General features: G+C 52.3%; 14 protein-coding genes. 8 read left to right on the plus strand and 6 right to left on the minus strand.

Features of this window, described 5'->3' with window-relative positions; all coding sequences use genetic code 11:
- Positions 1 to 20: 20 nt before the first annotated feature.
- The 3 genes from UNDKW_RS28040 to UNDKW_RS28050 all read right to left on the minus strand — a co-directional run bounded on the left by UNDKW_RS28040 (position 21) and on the right by UNDKW_RS28050 (position 3,941).
- Entirely contained in the window at positions 21 to 728 is a 708-nt protein-coding gene (locus UNDKW_RS28040; RefSeq protein ID WP_162061452.1) for a riboflavin synthase subunit alpha, read from the minus strand.
- 64 nt (positions 729 to 792) lie between these two features.
- Positions 793 to 2,802, minus strand: coding sequence for a sensor histidine kinase (locus UNDKW_RS28045; protein WP_162061453.1), 2,010 nt, complete (start codon positions 2,800 to 2,802; stop codon positions 793 to 795).
- Positions 2,803 to 2,966: 164 nt separating this feature from the next.
- The gene (locus UNDKW_RS28050) at positions 2,967 to 3,941 is read right to left on the minus strand and encodes a LysR family transcriptional regulator (protein ID WP_162044085.1); all 975 of its coding nucleotides are present in this window, start codon (positions 3,939 to 3,941) and stop codon (positions 2,967 to 2,969) included.
- A gap of 148 nt (positions 3,942 to 4,089) precedes the next feature.
- On the opposite strand from UNDKW_RS28050, the gene UNDKW_RS28055 reads away from it, so the two are divergent.
- Both UNDKW_RS28055 and UNDKW_RS28060 read left to right on the plus strand, forming a co-directional pair.
- Positions 4,090 to 4,407, plus strand: a complete 318-nt coding sequence (locus UNDKW_RS28055; RefSeq protein WP_162061454.1) for a hypothetical protein — start codon at positions 4,090 to 4,092, stop codon at positions 4,405 to 4,407.
- 45 nt (positions 4,408 to 4,452) lie between these two features.
- Positions 4,453 to 4,884 carry a DUF2798 domain-containing protein gene (locus UNDKW_RS28060; RefSeq protein ID WP_162061455.1) on the plus strand — a complete coding sequence of 144 codons (432 nt, stop codon included), beginning with the start codon at positions 4,453 to 4,455 and terminating at the stop codon, positions 4,882 to 4,884.
- A gap of 63 nt (positions 4,885 to 4,947) precedes the next feature.
- Here the strand turns inward: UNDKW_RS28060 and UNDKW_RS28065 are convergent, their stop codons facing one another.
- Both UNDKW_RS28065 and UNDKW_RS28070 read right to left on the minus strand, forming a co-directional pair.
- The gene (locus UNDKW_RS28065; protein WP_162061456.1) at positions 4,948 to 5,799 is read right to left on the minus strand and encodes an ABC transporter substrate-binding protein; all 852 of its coding nucleotides are present in this window, start codon (positions 5,797 to 5,799) and stop codon (positions 4,948 to 4,950) included.
- Positions 5,800 to 5,861: 62 nt separating this feature from the next.
- On the minus strand, positions 5,862 to 7,712 hold the full coding sequence (locus tag UNDKW_RS28070; protein WP_162061457.1) for a phosphoenolpyruvate carboxykinase (GTP): 1,851 nt from the start codon (positions 7,710 to 7,712) through the stop codon (positions 5,862 to 5,864).
- 384 nt (positions 7,713 to 8,096) lie between these two features.
- Between UNDKW_RS28070 and UNDKW_RS28075 the strand changes: the two genes are divergently transcribed.
- The 5 genes from UNDKW_RS28075 (at position 8,097) to UNDKW_RS28095 (ending at position 13,121) form a co-directional block, all read left to right on the plus strand.
- A complete protein-coding gene (locus UNDKW_RS28075) occupies positions 8,097 to 9,074 on the plus strand; it encodes a D-2-hydroxyacid dehydrogenase family protein (protein ID WP_162061458.1) in 978 nt (325 codons plus the stop codon).
- A 315-nt stretch (positions 9,075 to 9,389) separates the two neighbouring features.
- On the plus strand, positions 9,390 to 11,321 hold the full coding sequence (locus tag UNDKW_RS28080) for a bifunctional diguanylate cyclase/phosphodiesterase (RefSeq protein WP_162061459.1): 1,932 nt from the start codon (positions 9,390 to 9,392) through the stop codon (positions 11,319 to 11,321).
- Between the two features lie 70 nt (positions 11,322 to 11,391).
- The gene (locus UNDKW_RS28085) at positions 11,392 to 11,979 is read left to right on the plus strand and encodes a YdcF family protein (RefSeq protein ID WP_162061460.1); all 588 of its coding nucleotides are present in this window, start codon (positions 11,392 to 11,394) and stop codon (positions 11,977 to 11,979) included.
- Between the two features lie 161 nt (positions 11,980 to 12,140).
- Positions 12,141 to 12,656, plus strand: a complete 516-nt coding sequence (locus UNDKW_RS28090) for a redoxin domain-containing protein (protein WP_162061461.1) — start codon at positions 12,141 to 12,143, stop codon at positions 12,654 to 12,656.
- Positions 12,657 to 12,680: 24 nt separating this feature from the next.
- The gene (locus UNDKW_RS28095; protein ID WP_197893037.1) at positions 12,681 to 13,121 is read left to right on the plus strand and encodes a GNAT family N-acetyltransferase; all 441 of its coding nucleotides are present in this window, start codon (positions 12,681 to 12,683) and stop codon (positions 13,119 to 13,121) included.
- Positions 13,122 to 13,154: 33 nt separating this feature from the next.
- On the opposite strand, the gene UNDKW_RS28100 is transcribed toward UNDKW_RS28095, so the two are convergent.
- Positions 13,155 to 13,931: an L-asparaginase gene (locus UNDKW_RS28100; protein WP_232063152.1), complete on the minus strand. Its 777-nt coding sequence runs from the start codon at positions 13,929 to 13,931 to the stop codon at positions 13,155 to 13,157.
- Positions 13,932 to 14,345: 414 nt separating this feature from the next.
- Here UNDKW_RS28100 and UNDKW_RS28105 point away from each other — a divergent pair, with 414 nt between their 5' ends.
- Positions 14,346 to 14,831: an asparaginase domain-containing protein gene (locus tag UNDKW_RS28105; RefSeq protein WP_110254445.1), complete on the plus strand. Its 486-nt coding sequence runs from the start codon at positions 14,346 to 14,348 to the stop codon at positions 14,829 to 14,831.
- The last annotated feature ends 43 nt before the right edge of the window (positions 14,832 to 14,874 follow it).

The raw sequence follows: 14,874 nt of genomic DNA on the forward strand, positions 1-14,874 counted from the left end.
GAAGCAAGCGCAGATACTGCTTATTTGGGCGGTGGCACCTGGCTTTGCAGGATTTGTCCGAGGTCCTTGCCTTGCTGTGCCAGCAGGCTTTCCAGCGCTGGCATCAGTGGCCCCAGGGTTTCTGCCAGCATGTTGCGTACTGTATCGACCACGACTTGGGTGGTTCGTTCAATTTCTATGTTCAGGCTGGCACCGGTTTTTTTCTCAGCAAAGACGGTCATGCGCAGGGTTTCCGGGATCAGCCATACTTCAAACCAGCCTTCCTGGCGGTTGACCTCGGCTATCGTCAGGCTGGCACCATTGATGGCGATATAGCCTTTGGCGAAGATATAGCGCAGCCATTCTGGTGGAACGGCGATGCGTATCACGTAATTGTTTTCCAGCTCGCGTATCTGTGCGATATGGGCTTTGAAGTCGATATGACCAGACAAGGGGTGGCCACCGATCTCGGCACCATCCTTGGCGGCGCGTTCTACATTGACGCGGCCATCCTGTGCATATTCACCCAGCGTGGTAATCGCCAGGCTTTGCTGCATGACATCAAATTCTGCGGCATTGTCGCCATGCAGGGCGGTCACGGTCAGGCAAACGCCATCGACGGCGACGCTGGCACCGATTTCCAGGTCTTTGCAAAAACCGCCAGGGAATTCCAGCTGATAAGTGCGCAAACCGGTCTTGTCATTCAGTGCTGCTATGCGGGCTATGCCCTGTACTATGCCTGTGAACATGTTTTATCTTGTTGGGTACTTGGAATGTCTGTGATTGTAAGCCATTCATGCGCTGGCGATATGTTTATGCCGCCAGCGGCAATTCCACCAGGAAGTTGCAACCATGCCCAGCCACGCTTTCGCAATCGACCTTACCGCCGCAGGCTTCACTAAGCTTTTTGACGATGGACAAGCCCAGGCCGCTGGAATGTTCTCCTGCCGTTGGCAGGCTCGACAATTTGGTGAATTTTTCAAACAGGTGTTGCTGGTCTGCCGCAGACAAGCCCGGCCCTTCATCCCTGACCTGGAACACACCAAATTCTGCTGTACTGCTGACATTGAGCCAGATACGCTTGCCCAGCGGTGAATATTTGACGGCATTTGACAACAGGTTATCAATGATTTGTACACAGGCATCAAAGTCTGCCCTGACCATGACACCTTCCTGTATATCCAGTATGACCTGCAAGTCCTTGGCCTTGAGCATTTCGGTATATTGCTGAGCCACGTCCTGCAATATGCTCGACAAGTCCAGGCTTTGCAGCTTCAGATGCAGGTGGCCAGAATCGAGGGCATTCACATCCAGCAAATTGCTGATGATGCGCATCATGCGCTGGCCGCTGTTGCTGATGCGCTCCAGATAATGCTGGCGCTGGTCTTCCGGCATGTTTTGCTGCAGTTTGCGCAGCAAGTCGCTCATGCCTATGATGCTGGTCAGCGGATTTTTCAAATCATGGGCGGCAATGCCGAGGAAATCATTCTTGTCCTTGTCGAGTTTTTGCAGGCTGGCAACCGCCTCGTCGAGTTCGGCAGTGCGCTGCCTGACCTTGGCATCAAGCTCTTGTTCAGTACGTTGAGATATCTCCAGCAGCTTTGCCTGGGTCTGGGCGTGTTCTTTCTTCATCAGGCTGATGTGATAGGCCTGGGCCAGGGCCAGCAAAATGGCTTCTATGGCTGAACCTAACTGGAAACCATATTCAGTCGCCCAGTTAGGCTCCAGCAAGCCCATATTGCGCAAGGCCACCAGCGACAGGCCGGTGATCCAGGTGGCAGATGCCAGCAAGACGATGTAACCAGGGCGATAACCGCGCAAACCCACCAGCAGGCACACAGGCAGGATCACCAACATCAGGGCAAAGCCGGTTATTTGCATCAGTGGAGCGACCAACTGGTAATAACCGGCCAGCACTGCTAGCGACACGGCTACGCAGATAATCTGGGTGAAGACGAACAGGCTATTAATGCGCGGCATTTTTTCATGCAGGCGCAAAAAGCTGGCGATGAACATGGTAGAGCTCATGACCACCAGTGGCGACAGGAAGCCGGGTAATATATCCGCCAGTTCTGGCCAGTCAGGCAGGATGTACATGGCAACATGGCCGTTCAGGCTCATGCCTGCCAGCAAGGACATGCAAGATAGAAACAGGTAATAGCGCAGCGCTACATCACGGTAAGAAATGGCCAGCAGCAGGTTATATACGATCATGGCCAGCAGCACGCCATAATAAATGCCCATGAACATAGCAACCTGGCTGGAGTGCTCGACAAAGGCATGTGATTCCCACAGGCTGGCGCGCAGGAACACTGCGCTGCTGCTTTGCAGGCGCAGATACAGATGTTGTATTCGGGTATCCGGCAATTGCAGCTGGAACAGCGGGTAATGATGTTTGAGTTCCAGGCTGGAAAAAGGCAGGCGGTCACCGGCACGGTGCGCCGTCATGCTGCCATCCGGGTGGACCTGGTAAAGACGGATATCATCAAGGATGACTGGTGACAATTCCATCAGCCATTGCCGCGCCAAAGCGGCCTGGCTGCCTTGCACATCCAGCTTCAGCCAGAATACAGATTTGGAAAACGATACATTCAAATTGCCGCGCAGTGGCCGGAACTCTGCATTACTGGATGGTTTGAGCAGGTCGGCAATTTCCATGCTGGCGCTTTTATCTTCAAATACCTGGAAGGCAGAGCGCAAGGGAATTTCATTTTTACCATCATCAAGCCTGAGAACTGCTGCATGTGCAAACGTCGCGCAACAGCCCAGGCAAACTGCGAGCAGTAACAGGAAACGTAAGCAAGTATTGCGGACTGCGGTCATATTGATAGCTTAAATCTCATGCACATCTTGCCGCCTGACGCCGGGCCAGCCGGTTTCAGGCAGAGAATTGGTAGCCGCGTGTGCTGGCTGCCACAATAGTAAGCAAATTCCTGTTCTTCTTCCATCCTTGCTTATTGATAATGCTGTTTTATCTGAATCTGGTCTCAGGTGTCGAGTTTTATTTCATGTTCCAGCTCGGTAATCAGGTTCGAGTGCGTCATATCAACCAGATTGCCGCGTATCCACTGGTGCGCAGGGTTGCGGCTATCGCGTTCATGCCACAGCATATCGACGTGCACATCCGGCATAGCGAAAGGTAGTTCTTTCCAGACCAGCCCCCCTGTCATGCCGGTGGCGGCAACCAGATGGCGTGGCAATACCGTCAGCAGATCCGAGTTGGATACGACACGTCCACTGGTAAAGAATTGATTGACTGTTAATACTATGCGTCTTTCCCTGCCCATCTGGGCCAGGGCTTCATCGACGAGGCCGTGGGCACGGCCAGAAAAACTCACCAGCAAATGCCTGGCATTGCAATAATCGTCGAGTGTCAGTTTTTTATTCGCCAGTGGATGACCACGCCGCATGACCACCACATAATGGCCGGAATACAGCCTCTCATGCCGTATCGCGCTATTCGCCGCCCCCTGCCCGCCTGTGAGCTGGGCCACGACGCCAGGGAAGAAGCCGATGGCGATATCAATATCACCACGCATGAGCATGGGGCGCGGTTCACGCGTGGTCAGCGGCACCATGCGCACATTGACGCGCGGTGCTTCTTTTTCCAGCACATTGACGAGGGTAGGCATCCACAGCGCGGCAGTCGCATCTGACATCGCCATCCTGAAGGTGGTTTGTGCCTGTGATACATCAAAGCTGGTCGGGGCAATTGCACTTTCGAGCGCGGACAGGGCCTGGCGTATCGCTGGCCACAATATCTCTGCACGTGGCGTAGGCTTGACGCCATAGGCGGTACGTATCAATAACTCATCACCGAGCGAATGACGCAGGCGTTTCAGTGCATTGGAGACCGCGGGCTGGGTCATGGCCAGCTTGTCTGCCGCACGGGTCAGGTTCTGCTCGATCATGACAGCATCAAACACACGCAGGAGATTCAAATCCAATGTCAGAAAATTCACGTTATTTGCTCCAATTGGTAAATTGCCAATGAGTTACTGACAATTATTCATAAACAGCATAATTGATATGGTAAATCAAAATTAGAATTATATGATGCACTGCAATATTATGTCGTCATTACAAAGAGTTTAAAGAGTGGAGTAAATCATGACTTTCCTGAATATCGCCTTCCCAGTTGCCAGTGCACTGCCAGTTTCCCAAATCGCTATCAGTGCCGTTGTTGGCGCTGCCCGTCCATTGCTGGGCCTGGGCATCCTCGCCACCATGCTGATCGTGTTCAAACCTATGTTGCTGGGCATGTTGCGCGCAGCCTTGCTGGTGATCAGCCCAAAACAATCCCGTGAAGAAAAAACAGCTTCACGCAACCTGCGCAATATGCTGACTATCCGCCGTATCGCCAATGACCTGGACCGCAGCTCGCCTAACATGGCTGCTGAATTGCGTGCCCTGGCTGCACGTGGCTGAGCGCCCCTGGCTAAACATAGCACGATTAAATAAGTAATTGGTATTATGCAACATTCATCTGCTTATTCTTTAGCTGGCGCAACAGCCCAGAGCACTGTAGTGGCACAAACTCAGGTGCGCCAAGCACGTCAGCCTCGTGCAGTAGCTGGTTCCCGCAGTCTGGCTTCGATGTTGCCGACCATGCTGACAACAGGTCTGGTGAGTCTGGTAGCAACCGCAGTCCTGCGCCTGATGTGGATGGGCTACGGGCATGATTTCATGGCTGCCTGGATGGAAGCATGGCTGACTGTATGGCCTATCGCTTTTCCGGCTGCCTATATCAGCAAGCCTCTGGTCAACAAGCTGGCGCGCATGTTGAGCAAGCCAGTCAGCAGCGAATCTGCACTGAGTGCCAGTGATATCATGCAGGCTTCTGACGAGGCTACGGCAAAAAGTGGCTTGAAACGCAAGCCTGCATTATTGCCAGTGCATCGTTGATTGTACTGCTTGCCTTTAAGTAAGGCGTTGCACGAGATAGAAGATTGAAGAGCCGCAGATTAATCAACCTGCGGCTTTTTTGTTTCTGGCGTCGGTCAGGCCTGTGCATTGCTCCATATACTCTTGCATGACTTCTTCCTGTATCTTTCTGATGCTGCCGTCTTTTTCCATATTGCGTAAAACAGCTTCTACCGCAGGAACCAGTTGCTGGTGCCTGACATGCAGGAAGTGATAACCCAGGCGTTTTTCCAGCGATGGCTCTAGTATGCGTATCTCATGCAAATCCAGTTTGCGTACCAGACAAAAGCTGAAACGGGAATCAACAGCGACATCGGTGCGGCCGGCTTCAAGTTTCCTGAACAGGGATTCCAGACCCGGAGCAGTTTCTCTCTGCGGTATATTCTTTAGCCTGTCATCCAGATAGGTAATGCCGCTGACATAGCCCACGATATAGGGTTTCAAGCTGTCGAAACCGTCGACAGTAAAGTTCTTTTTAGTGGCAAATACGACGACTTCTTCAAAAGCAATTGGTACACTGATTTTGATGGAATCTGGCAAACCGCTGTCTATGATCTTGGCTGCAATAGCATCAAGTTTTCCTGCGTTCCACATGTTCAGGGCCCGCGCACCCGGTACTGCAACAAAATTGACCCTGATCCCCAATTGTCCATAAGCCTTTTCCAGGACTCTCTGGGCGGTGGAGGTACTGGGGCGATTGGTATCTGGCAAGGAAATATCCAGGCTGCGCTCAGCGCGACTTTGTGCCAGACCGGGCAAAACCAGCATGCAGCCTGTGAACACTAACAGTATCAGGCGTGGATTGAATGAGCCCATGAGATATCCGAGATGTTGGCCGCCATGGCGTGGCAGGCTCAGTTGGTATTTATACACCTGTTCATCACGTATTTCCAGCATGTGCAAGAAAACAAAAAACGCGACCTTGGTCGCGTTTTTTGTTATTACTTGCTGCTTGACACTCAGGCTGCCAGGCGCTTTTCCAGGGCAACGCGGGTCGCTTCCAGCTCAACTGGCAAATGGTAAGCCAATTTTTCAAACAACTCGGTGTGCAATTTCAACTCTGCTTCCCAGGCGGCCTTGTCAATGGAAGTGATGGTGTCGAACTGCGCTTGCGTGAAGTTCAGGCCTTCCCAGTTCAGGTCGGCAAAGGTAGGCGTAACACCAAAGATGTTTTCCACACCGTTGGCCTGGCCTTCTATGCGTTCCAGCATCCATTTCAACACGCGCATATTATCGCCAAAACCTGGCCAGACAAATTTGCCGCTTTCATCCGTACGGAACCAGTTGACGCAGAAAATAGCTGGCTGTGTTGCGCCCGCTGCTTCTATCTTCTTGCCCATGTCCAGCCAGTGCTGGAAATAGTCGCTCATGTTGTAGCCCATGAAAGGCAACATGGCGAAAGGATCACGGCGTACCACGCCTTGCTGGCCCACGGCAGCAGCCGTGGTTTCAGAACCCATGGTCGCAGCCATGTAGACGCCTTCTACCCAGTTACGGGCTTCTGTCACCAGTGGCACAGTCGTTGAACGGCGGCCACCAAAGATAAAGGCCGAGATAGGCACGCCAGCCGGATCATCCCAGGCTGCATCGATGACCGGGTTTTGTGTTGCTGCCACCGTGAAACGCGCATTCGGATGGGCAGCTTTACGGCCAGTCTCCTTGGCGATTTCTGGTGTCCAGTCCTTGCCTTGCCAGTCTATCAGGTGCGCTGGGGCTTCCTTGCTCATGCCTTCCCACCAGACATCGCCATCATCGGTCAGGCCGACATTGGTGAAGATGGTGTTGGCTGTCAGGGATGCCATGCAGTTGGAATTGGTCGCGGTATTGGTGCCAGGTGCCACGCCAAAATAACCGGCTTCAGGGTTGATGGCATACAAACGGCCATCCGCACCAGGTTTGATCCAGGCGATATCGTCACCAATGGTCGTGACTTTCCAGCCTTTGATAGCAGGAATCAGCATAGCGAAATTGGTCTTGCCGCAGGCAGACGGGAAAGCCGCTGCCACATAATGCTTCTTGCCTTCTGGTGATTCAACGCCCAGGATCAGCATGTGTTCTGCCAGCCAGCCCTGGTCGCGTCCCATGGTGGAGGCAATACGCAGCGCGAAGCATTTCTTGCCCAGCAAGGCATTGCCACCGTAACCGGAACCAAAAGACCAGATTTCGCGGGTCTCTGGATAATGCACGATGTATTTGGTGCTGTTGCAAGGCCATGCAACGTCGGCCTGACCTTCTGCCAATGGTGCGCCTACGGTATGTACGCAAGGCACGAAATCACCATCCGTGCCCAAAACGTCATACACAGCCTGGCCCATGCGCGTCATGATGCGCATATTGACAGCAACGTAAGGCGAATCAGACAATTCCACGCCTATGTGGGCGATGGGTGAGCCCAATGGGCCCATGGAGAAAGGCACGACATACATGGTGCGGCCACGCATGCAACCATCAAACAGCGGGTTCAGGGTGGCGCGCATTTCTGCTGGGGCCATCCAGTTATTGGTCGGGCCTGCATCTTCCTTGTTGGCCGAGCAGATAAAAGTACGGTCTTCGACACGGGCCACGTCCGAAGGATCGGAACAGGCCAGATAACTATTCGGGCGTTTGGCTTCATTGAGCTTTTTCATGGTGCCAGCGGCAACCATTTGTGCGCACAGACGGTCATACTCTTCTTGCGAGCCGTCACACCAATAGATGTTGTCAGGTTTGGTCAAAGCCGCCATTTCGGCGATCCAGTTGATCAATTTCTGATGTTTCACGTAAGCGGGTGCGTTTAATGCAGCCACACCTTTCATGATGGGTTGATTCACGATACTACCTCCAATGCCATTTCAATAAAAAAACCGGTGTAGCGGCACGGCAGGATCGTCGTTAGATTGTGGCGATGCGATCGCAGGAGCGCTCAAGCAAGGCGAACACCATAGCGGCGGTTCTGTCGGATAATACGAAGACAAGAGGGTGTCTTGGCTCCTGGCTTGCGCCCGGCAGGATGGCGCGGGGCGGAAGAATCTAAAAGCTACGTAGGCGGACATTGTACACGCGAGTCTGGCCGGAAGCGAATTTTGCCTCAGTTTCATTATCATTGTTTTACGTTTTATGAAAGTGAAGATTTTTCAACCCAGACTTGAATAAAACCCGGAATAAAGATTTTCCCTTGTTTTAAGCTCAGTTAATAATAATTAAGGATAAAGCCCATGAAGATAGCCATACTTGATGATTACCAGGATGTAGTCCGGCAATTAACCTGTTTCGAATTGTTGAAGGACCATGAAGTCAAGGTCTTCAACAATACTGCCGTGGGTACTGGCCAGTTGGCGATACGCCTGCAGGCTTTTGACGCTGTCGTGCTGATACGTGAACGCACCCGCCTGACACGCGCCCTCCTGCAAAAGTTGCCGAACCTCAAATTGATTTCACAGACAGGCAAAGTCGCAGGCAATATTGATATGGAAGCCGCGGCTGAGCTTGGCATCACCGTGCTGGAAGGCATAGGTGACCCGACCGCGCCGGCTGAGCTGACCTGGGCACTGATCATGGCAGCATCGCGCCGCCTGACTAATTATGTACAGCTCTTGCAGGAGGGGGCCTGGCAAACCTCCTCCCTGAATCCTGCGCATAACCAGTTGGGGCGGGTCCTGAAGAAGCGCACCCTGGGTATCTGGGGTTACGGCAAGATAGGCAAGATGATCGCAGGCTACGCCCAGGCCTTTGGCATGCAGGTCATGGTCTGGGGGCGTGAACCCAGCCGTGCACAGGCTGCCGCAGATGGTTTGCTGGTGGCCGCATCGAAGGAAGAATTCTTTGCCGGGTGCGACATCATCAGCATGCACTTGCGCCTCAATGACGCGACCCGTGGCATCGTCAGCCAGGCTGACCTGGCGCTGATGAAGCCGGATGCCCTGTTCGTCAATACCAGCCGCGCCGAACTGGTGCAGCAAGGCGCACTGGAAGCCGCACTCGATGAAGGCTGCCCCGGTTTTGCGGCGATTGATGTTTTCGAGAGTGAGCCTGTTGCTCCTGATCACCCACTTTTGCACAGGGAAAATGTCCTGGCTACCCCGCATCTGGGGTATGTAGAGCAAAGCAGCTATGAACTGTATTTCCGTATTGCTTTCCAGAATATCGTCGATTTTGCCAATGGCAATCCACAGAATATTTTGCCGGCCGGGTAATTTGAAGGAATGGATTCATGCCGGGTTGCACAAAATCTTGCCCGGCATGATTTGCCTATTTCCCAACATGTGGGAAAATATTTCAAAAATAGCATTGCAAATACTTTAATTTTGTAAAAAATGCACTAAACTCTAGCATCAAAGTCAGGTCAGAGAATAAAGAGCAGGTGCATATACGCGGTATTCAATTTCAGTCATTTTGAATGTTTTGATGACTGCTGCGGACCAATCATTCCTGAACTGCACATTGCCTCTACAACCCCGCGCTTCGTCCATATCCAATGATGTTGGGAGAGCCTTGCGATGAGACTATTGATGCCACATACAGGAATAGTAAAGGGCGTGCTGGGCATGCTTGCCCGGCATGAGCTTGGTGCCCATCAACGCAAACCCCATGTCAGGCAGCTTGTTTATGTGGCCTTGCCAGGTGCGCTGTTACTGGCTTTGGCCAATTATCTGCAGTCCGGCTATCCCCTGCCCGGCATCATCGTTGCCCTTACTGCTGTGCTCATGCTGGGTGCTGCTTTTTTTATGTCCAGCCATGAAAAATTGCTGACCATGGCTGAATCCCTGCTTTTGCTGTTTGCCCTGCTGGCCAGTGTTGCCCTGGGTTTGCTGGGTGGTATTGCTGGCAGCGGCATATTGTGGATTTATGCTTTTCCCTTCCTGGCCTTATGGCTCAAGGGCCAGCGCCAGGGCGCGCAATGGAGCCTGGTATGGCTGCTTGCCATGGCGTTCAGCATGTTGGCGGCCAGCAGCATTTTCCCTTTTGCTTATGCCTATGATGAAAAATTCGTATTGCAGGCCAGTGCTGCGCTGTTGTTTTATTCCGCGATTGCGCTTGCTTATAATTTCAGCCGCAGCCAGCTCGAAGAAAAACTGTATATCAGTGAACAGGGCATGCAGGCCAAGAACCGTGATTATGTCAGCAGGCTGGAGCTGGCAGCCTACCAGGACGGGGTCACCGGCCTGCCGAACCGCCTGCGCCTGCTGGATATCCTGAGCAGGGAAATCGCCAATGCCCAAGAGCGTGGCCACACCCTGCTGGTGGCACATATACGCCTGAAAAAAATGTTCGAGACAGCCAATCTCATAGGGCCAGATGCCAGCGACAAACTGATGCGCTATATCGCCGCGACCATGACGGCTACGGTAGGTTCGCGGGGTATTTTTGCCCGCGTCAGACGCGATGAATTTGTCTGTATCTACCGCAAGCATACTGAAGACATCAATGCCAGCGAGATCATCCGGGACGTACTGGCCTTTCGCCTTGAATACAAGATCAATGACTATGCAGTCCATATCGATCACACCACAGGTGTTGCCAGTTTCCCCAGCCACGCAAGTGATGCAGAAACCTTGTTACGAAAGGCGGCCCAGGCCATGTTGCAGGCGCAATTCACCAACCAGGGTCTGGCTTTTTATGAGGAAAGAATGGAGCTTCAATTCAACCGGCAGCAACTGCTCTTTGTACAATTGCATGAAGCCCTGCACAAAAACGCACTCAGCCTGCATTACCAGGGCCTGATAGATTTGCAAACCGGTGCCGTCATTGGTGCCGAAGCCCTGGCCAGATGGATAGACCCGGTATCCGGGCCCATCGCTCCCGCAGAATTCATACCCATCGCAGAAAAATCTGGCCTCATCAAAGCCTTTACTTTGTGGACCATGCGCGAGGCCTTTGGCCAGCTTGCCAGGTGGCGTGCCGAAGGCCTGGACTTGTTTGTTTCGATCAACCTGTCAGCGCGCTGCATACTCGACCATCAACTGATTGATGATGTGCGTGGCCTGCTCAAAGAATTCAATATACCTGCTGAGGCCATCGTCCTCGAACTGCGCGAAGCCAGCTTTGCCGATACCCCCGAGACCGCATTGCAAAACATGATGAGCCTGCACAAGCTGGGCTTTCGCCTGTCCATAGACGATTTCGGCACCGCGCATACTTCCCTGGCCAGTCTCAAGGACCTGAAGATAGATGAACTCAAGATAGACCAGAGCTTCATGCGCAGCATGGCAACCGATGCCAGCAGCCGTGCCATTGTGCTATCGACGATACAACTTGCACATAACCTCAATCTCAGGGTGGTTGCCGAGGGAGTAGAAAGTGCCAGGGCAGAACAGCAACTGAAAGACATGGGGTGTGACATTGCTCAGGGCTATCATTATTGTAAGCCCATGCCTGCCGATGTCTTCAACCAATGGGCGCGCTCATGGCAAATTAACCGCAGGGCAGTGTTATCAGCCTGAGTGCATCTTTTTGCAATCCCCTGTGAAAAGGCTTAGCATGCGGGTTCGTCCTTATTAATCCCTAGCATCCATGCCTTATTCACTGCAAAAGAAAATCAAACAATTCAGCCTGGGTTTGCTGATCTGCCTCCTGTTCATGGCTGCAGCCATTTCTACCCTGGGTTTGCGTGATCAGATCGTGATGGCGGATGTGGTCGTCGTACCAGGCAATACCGTCAATCCTGATGGCAAGCCATCCGAGCGCTTGCGTGGCCGTCTTGATGTTGCGATGCATTTATTTGCGGCACAAAAATGCAAAGCCATCCTGGTCAGTGGCGGCGTGGGCGAAGAAGGCCATGATGAAGCTGCCATCATGAAAAAATACCTGGTTGATCATGGTGTGCCAGATGCGGCTGTGTTTACCGACAATCAGGGCGTCACCACCTTTGCCACGGCAAAAAATACCGCTGCCCTGATGCGGGAGAAAAACTGGAAAACCACAATGCTGGCCAGCCAGTTTTTTCATATCGCACGTTTCCAACTGGCGATGAAAAAATACGGTGTTGAGACTGTAGGACATGTCCATTCCACGCACTACGAAGTGCGCGATGCCTATTCGCTGGCACGCGAGGTGGTCGCATATTTTGAGTATACGTTCAGTAATCCACAGACGCAGTGAGCCTGTTTTGTGCGGATCAGCAAAGTACTGCATTGACAATGAAACTTTCACATTGGCTGTCTTGAAATAATTTCTGTAAGCAGATGGACCAAGGCGACGACTAATTTATATCTGTCGTATTATTTACGTATAAGCATATACATTTATAGAAAGTCCCTATCGTGAACAAAACAAAATTACTCAGCGTTCTTACTGCAGCCACGCTGGCCGTGGCCAGTTTCTCTGCCTCCGCCCAGGCGGGCAAAGATAGCCAGCAGATGAGTTTTCAAGGGGCTGAGCTGAATGGCAAGAAGCTGGCCATCAACGATTACGCAGGCAAGACCCTGCTGGTCAGTTTTTTTACGGCGGGTTGCAATCTGTGCGCACGCGACTTGAAACTTATGCGTGAGTTTTATGTTGGTAATATGAAACGCAATTTTGTGTTGTTGGCGATTAATATTGATGCAGACAAGAAAGATTTTGATTCTTATGTACAACTGATCAATCTGGCTGTGCCTGCAGAGCAACGCTTTCCCATCATCTGGCGCAATACACCAGGGTATAAAGATAATTTTGGCACTATCGTCAGTCAGCCTACACACTTCGTGATTAATCCCAAAGGCCAGCTGGTCTTGAAGCGCGAAGGCAGTTTCCAGCCGAATGACTGGGATAATTTGTGGGAATCACTGGGCTCATGATTCTTGGCTAAAGAGGGAAACGGCATGGACATGAAATACGAAGTCAGCATAGTTGATACCAGCCATGTAGAAAATATACGTCAGTGCTTCGCCGTATTCAGCTACTTGCGGCCCCACCTGGATGAAGAGGAATTCATCAGCCGGGTGCAAACCCAGGTGTCTGAAGGCTATACCATTGCCTGCATCTACATGGATGACGAGGTAGTTGCCGCTGCCGGTTATCGCGTGCAGCATTATCTGGCCTGGGGCAAGATACTCTACCTTGATGATTTGATCACCCACCCGCAAAAGAAAAACGCAGGTTTGGGATCAGCCCTGATGGAATGGGTAAAGCTGCAGGCAAAGATCTTGAATTGCAGTGAATTGCACCTCGATACTGGTTACCAAAGGCATGATGCACACAGGCTGTATCTGAATAATGGTTTCGACCTGAGCTGTCACCATCTTTCCAGAAAAATAAGCTGAACTCTTTGCCTGAATTCAAACTCAAATTCAAACTCAAAATTCCAGCGGCAAACTCCAACTGGTAGGTATGACATCATGCCTGACCACGGCGCGCTGTTGCTGGCGGCGTTGCAGGCTGTCGGGGCTCCAGGTTTTTTCCCATCCAGGTGGATAGGCCAGGCCCTCACCTTGCCAGTCTGGCAGGCGCTGGCGCACGGCGATCACGGGCAGGTACAGCGGCAAGGGCTGCTCCGGGGTATCTGCTCCAAGGCTATAGGCGTAATTCGGCAACAAGGCATCACACACTGCGGCAAACCAGGCCGTGTGGTCTTCATCCTGGCCCAGTGCATTTGCCAGGCCAGCCGGATCAAAGCGCGCCAGGGCTTCTATCAATTCAGCCGTGCTGGCACCGGGTGCATCACCCCAGCCCATGACGGGGTTGAAATTGTAATCGGCACCTGAACCATACCAGCCTTCGCGCCAGGGTCTTTGCATCCAGTTGCGCGTGCCTGTGAATATCTGCCAGCGCCAGTGCAGGCCAGACGCCTTGGGCCAGCTATACAGATAGAGTTTTTGATAACCGGCAGCATGCAAGTCCCTGACCATGGCCATCAAACGTGCATGCGGCATGCGTTCTGGCGGGGTGCGGCGGAAAAGTATGGGTTCACCATCGGCATGCTGAACTTCGTCTGTCGATAAGTTCAAGTCCAGGGTGCGTTTTTCATCACCAAAACGCGCCGCCACCCAGCCACTCAGCAGGTTCACGGCAGTCAACACGCCATAGCCACGATGGCGGTGAAAAATAACGGTTCCGGGGGCTATCGGTTTCATATATCTCTGGTGTATCTAGAACTCATTTCATAAATAGGGTGAGATGCGTTTGCCTCATAACGTGGGCTGGCAAGGCGGACGAGGCGGTCAATAGCTTTGCCTATTGACAACGAGTCCAACGCAGTCCAGCACGCGTTATGAGGCAAACCCTCCGGGAACTGACGATTTGGGCGCATTGCAGCGTTGTGCCGCTTGCAAAGGCGGACGCCTTAGCTGCGCGTCACGCCTTGCACTGCATCCCAAATCGTCTTGCTCGCACTCATCCTATTTATGAAATGAGTTCTGGTATGTATCAACAAGCTGTATGCGATGAAATGCAACAGCTTAGTGTAGCAGTTTTCACTGGCCCCCTATGCGCGTTACAATGTGTCTAATCTAAAATTTTACAAATCCTTTATCTACAGAGACAAGACCATGACTTTGCGCATCATCGCCACCGGCGGCACTTTTGACAAACATTATGACGAACTGGCAGGCAAACTCAGCTTTGCAGACAGCCACCTGCCTGAAGTGCTGAAGCGTGCGCGCCTGACGATACCCGTAGAGCTGGAAGTCTGCATGCTGGTAGATTCATTGGACATGAACGACAGCCACCGCAATACCGTCTTGCAGGCTTGCCAGCAGTCCGCCGAAAAAGCGATTGTTATCATCCACGGTACCGACACCATGCGTGAAACGGCAGAAGTACTGGGCGCAGCCAATCTCGGCAAGACTATCGTGTTCACTGGTGCCATGATCCCTTACGAAATCGCCAATTCAGATGCCTTCTTCAATCTGGGTTTTGCCTGCAGCGCAGCGCAACTCTTGCCAGCCGGTGTACACGTCGCCATGAATGGCAAGGTCTTTCCCTGGAATGACGTACAAAAGAACCGTGAAGCTGGCGTATTCGTGAATAAGTAAAATCGGTAAGACCGAGTGAGACGAATTGAGACTAAGTGAGACG

It is taken from the genome of Undibacterium sp. KW1 (assembly GCF_009937955.1).
GTDB lineage: Bacteria > Pseudomonadota > Gammaproteobacteria > Burkholderiales > Burkholderiaceae_D > Undibacterium.

What these genes read in the sequence shown, in the direction of transcription:
- UNDKW_RS28040 (WP_162061452.1), bottom strand. Translation starts at nt 728, where the DNA reads ATGTTCACAGGCATAGTACAGGGCATAGCCCGCATAGCAGCACTGAAT.
- UNDKW_RS28045 (WP_162061453.1), bottom strand. Translation starts at nt 2,802, where the DNA reads ATGACCGCAGTCCGCAATACTTGCTTACGTTTCCTGTTACTGCTCGCA.
- UNDKW_RS28055 (WP_162061454.1), top strand. Translation starts at nt 4,090, where the DNA reads ATGACTTTCCTGAATATCGCCTTCCCAGTTGCCAGTGCACTGCCAGTT.
- UNDKW_RS28060 (WP_162061455.1), top strand. Translation starts at nt 4,453, where the DNA reads ATGCAACATTCATCTGCTTATTCTTTAGCTGGCGCAACAGCCCAGAGC.
- UNDKW_RS28065 (WP_162061456.1), bottom strand. Translation starts at nt 5,799, where the DNA reads ATGCTGGAAATACGTGATGAACAGGTGTATAAATACCAACTGAGCCTG.
- UNDKW_RS28075 (WP_162061458.1), top strand. Translation starts at nt 8,097, where the DNA reads ATGAAGATAGCCATACTTGATGATTACCAGGATGTAGTCCGGCAATTA.
- UNDKW_RS28080 (WP_162061459.1), top strand. Translation starts at nt 9,390, where the DNA reads ATGCCACATACAGGAATAGTAAAGGGCGTGCTGGGCATGCTTGCCCGG.
- UNDKW_RS28085 (WP_162061460.1), top strand. Translation starts at nt 11,392, where the DNA reads ATGCCTTATTCACTGCAAAAGAAAATCAAACAATTCAGCCTGGGTTTG.
- UNDKW_RS28095 (WP_197893037.1), top strand. Translation starts at nt 12,681, where the DNA reads ATGGACATGAAATACGAAGTCAGCATAGTTGATACCAGCCATGTAGAA.
- UNDKW_RS28100 (WP_232063152.1), bottom strand. Translation starts at nt 13,931, where the DNA reads ATGAAACCGATAGCCCCCGGAACCGTTATTTTTCACCGCCATCGTGGC.
- UNDKW_RS28105 (WP_110254445.1), top strand. Translation starts at nt 14,346, where the DNA reads ATGACTTTGCGCATCATCGCCACCGGCGGCACTTTTGACAAACATTAT.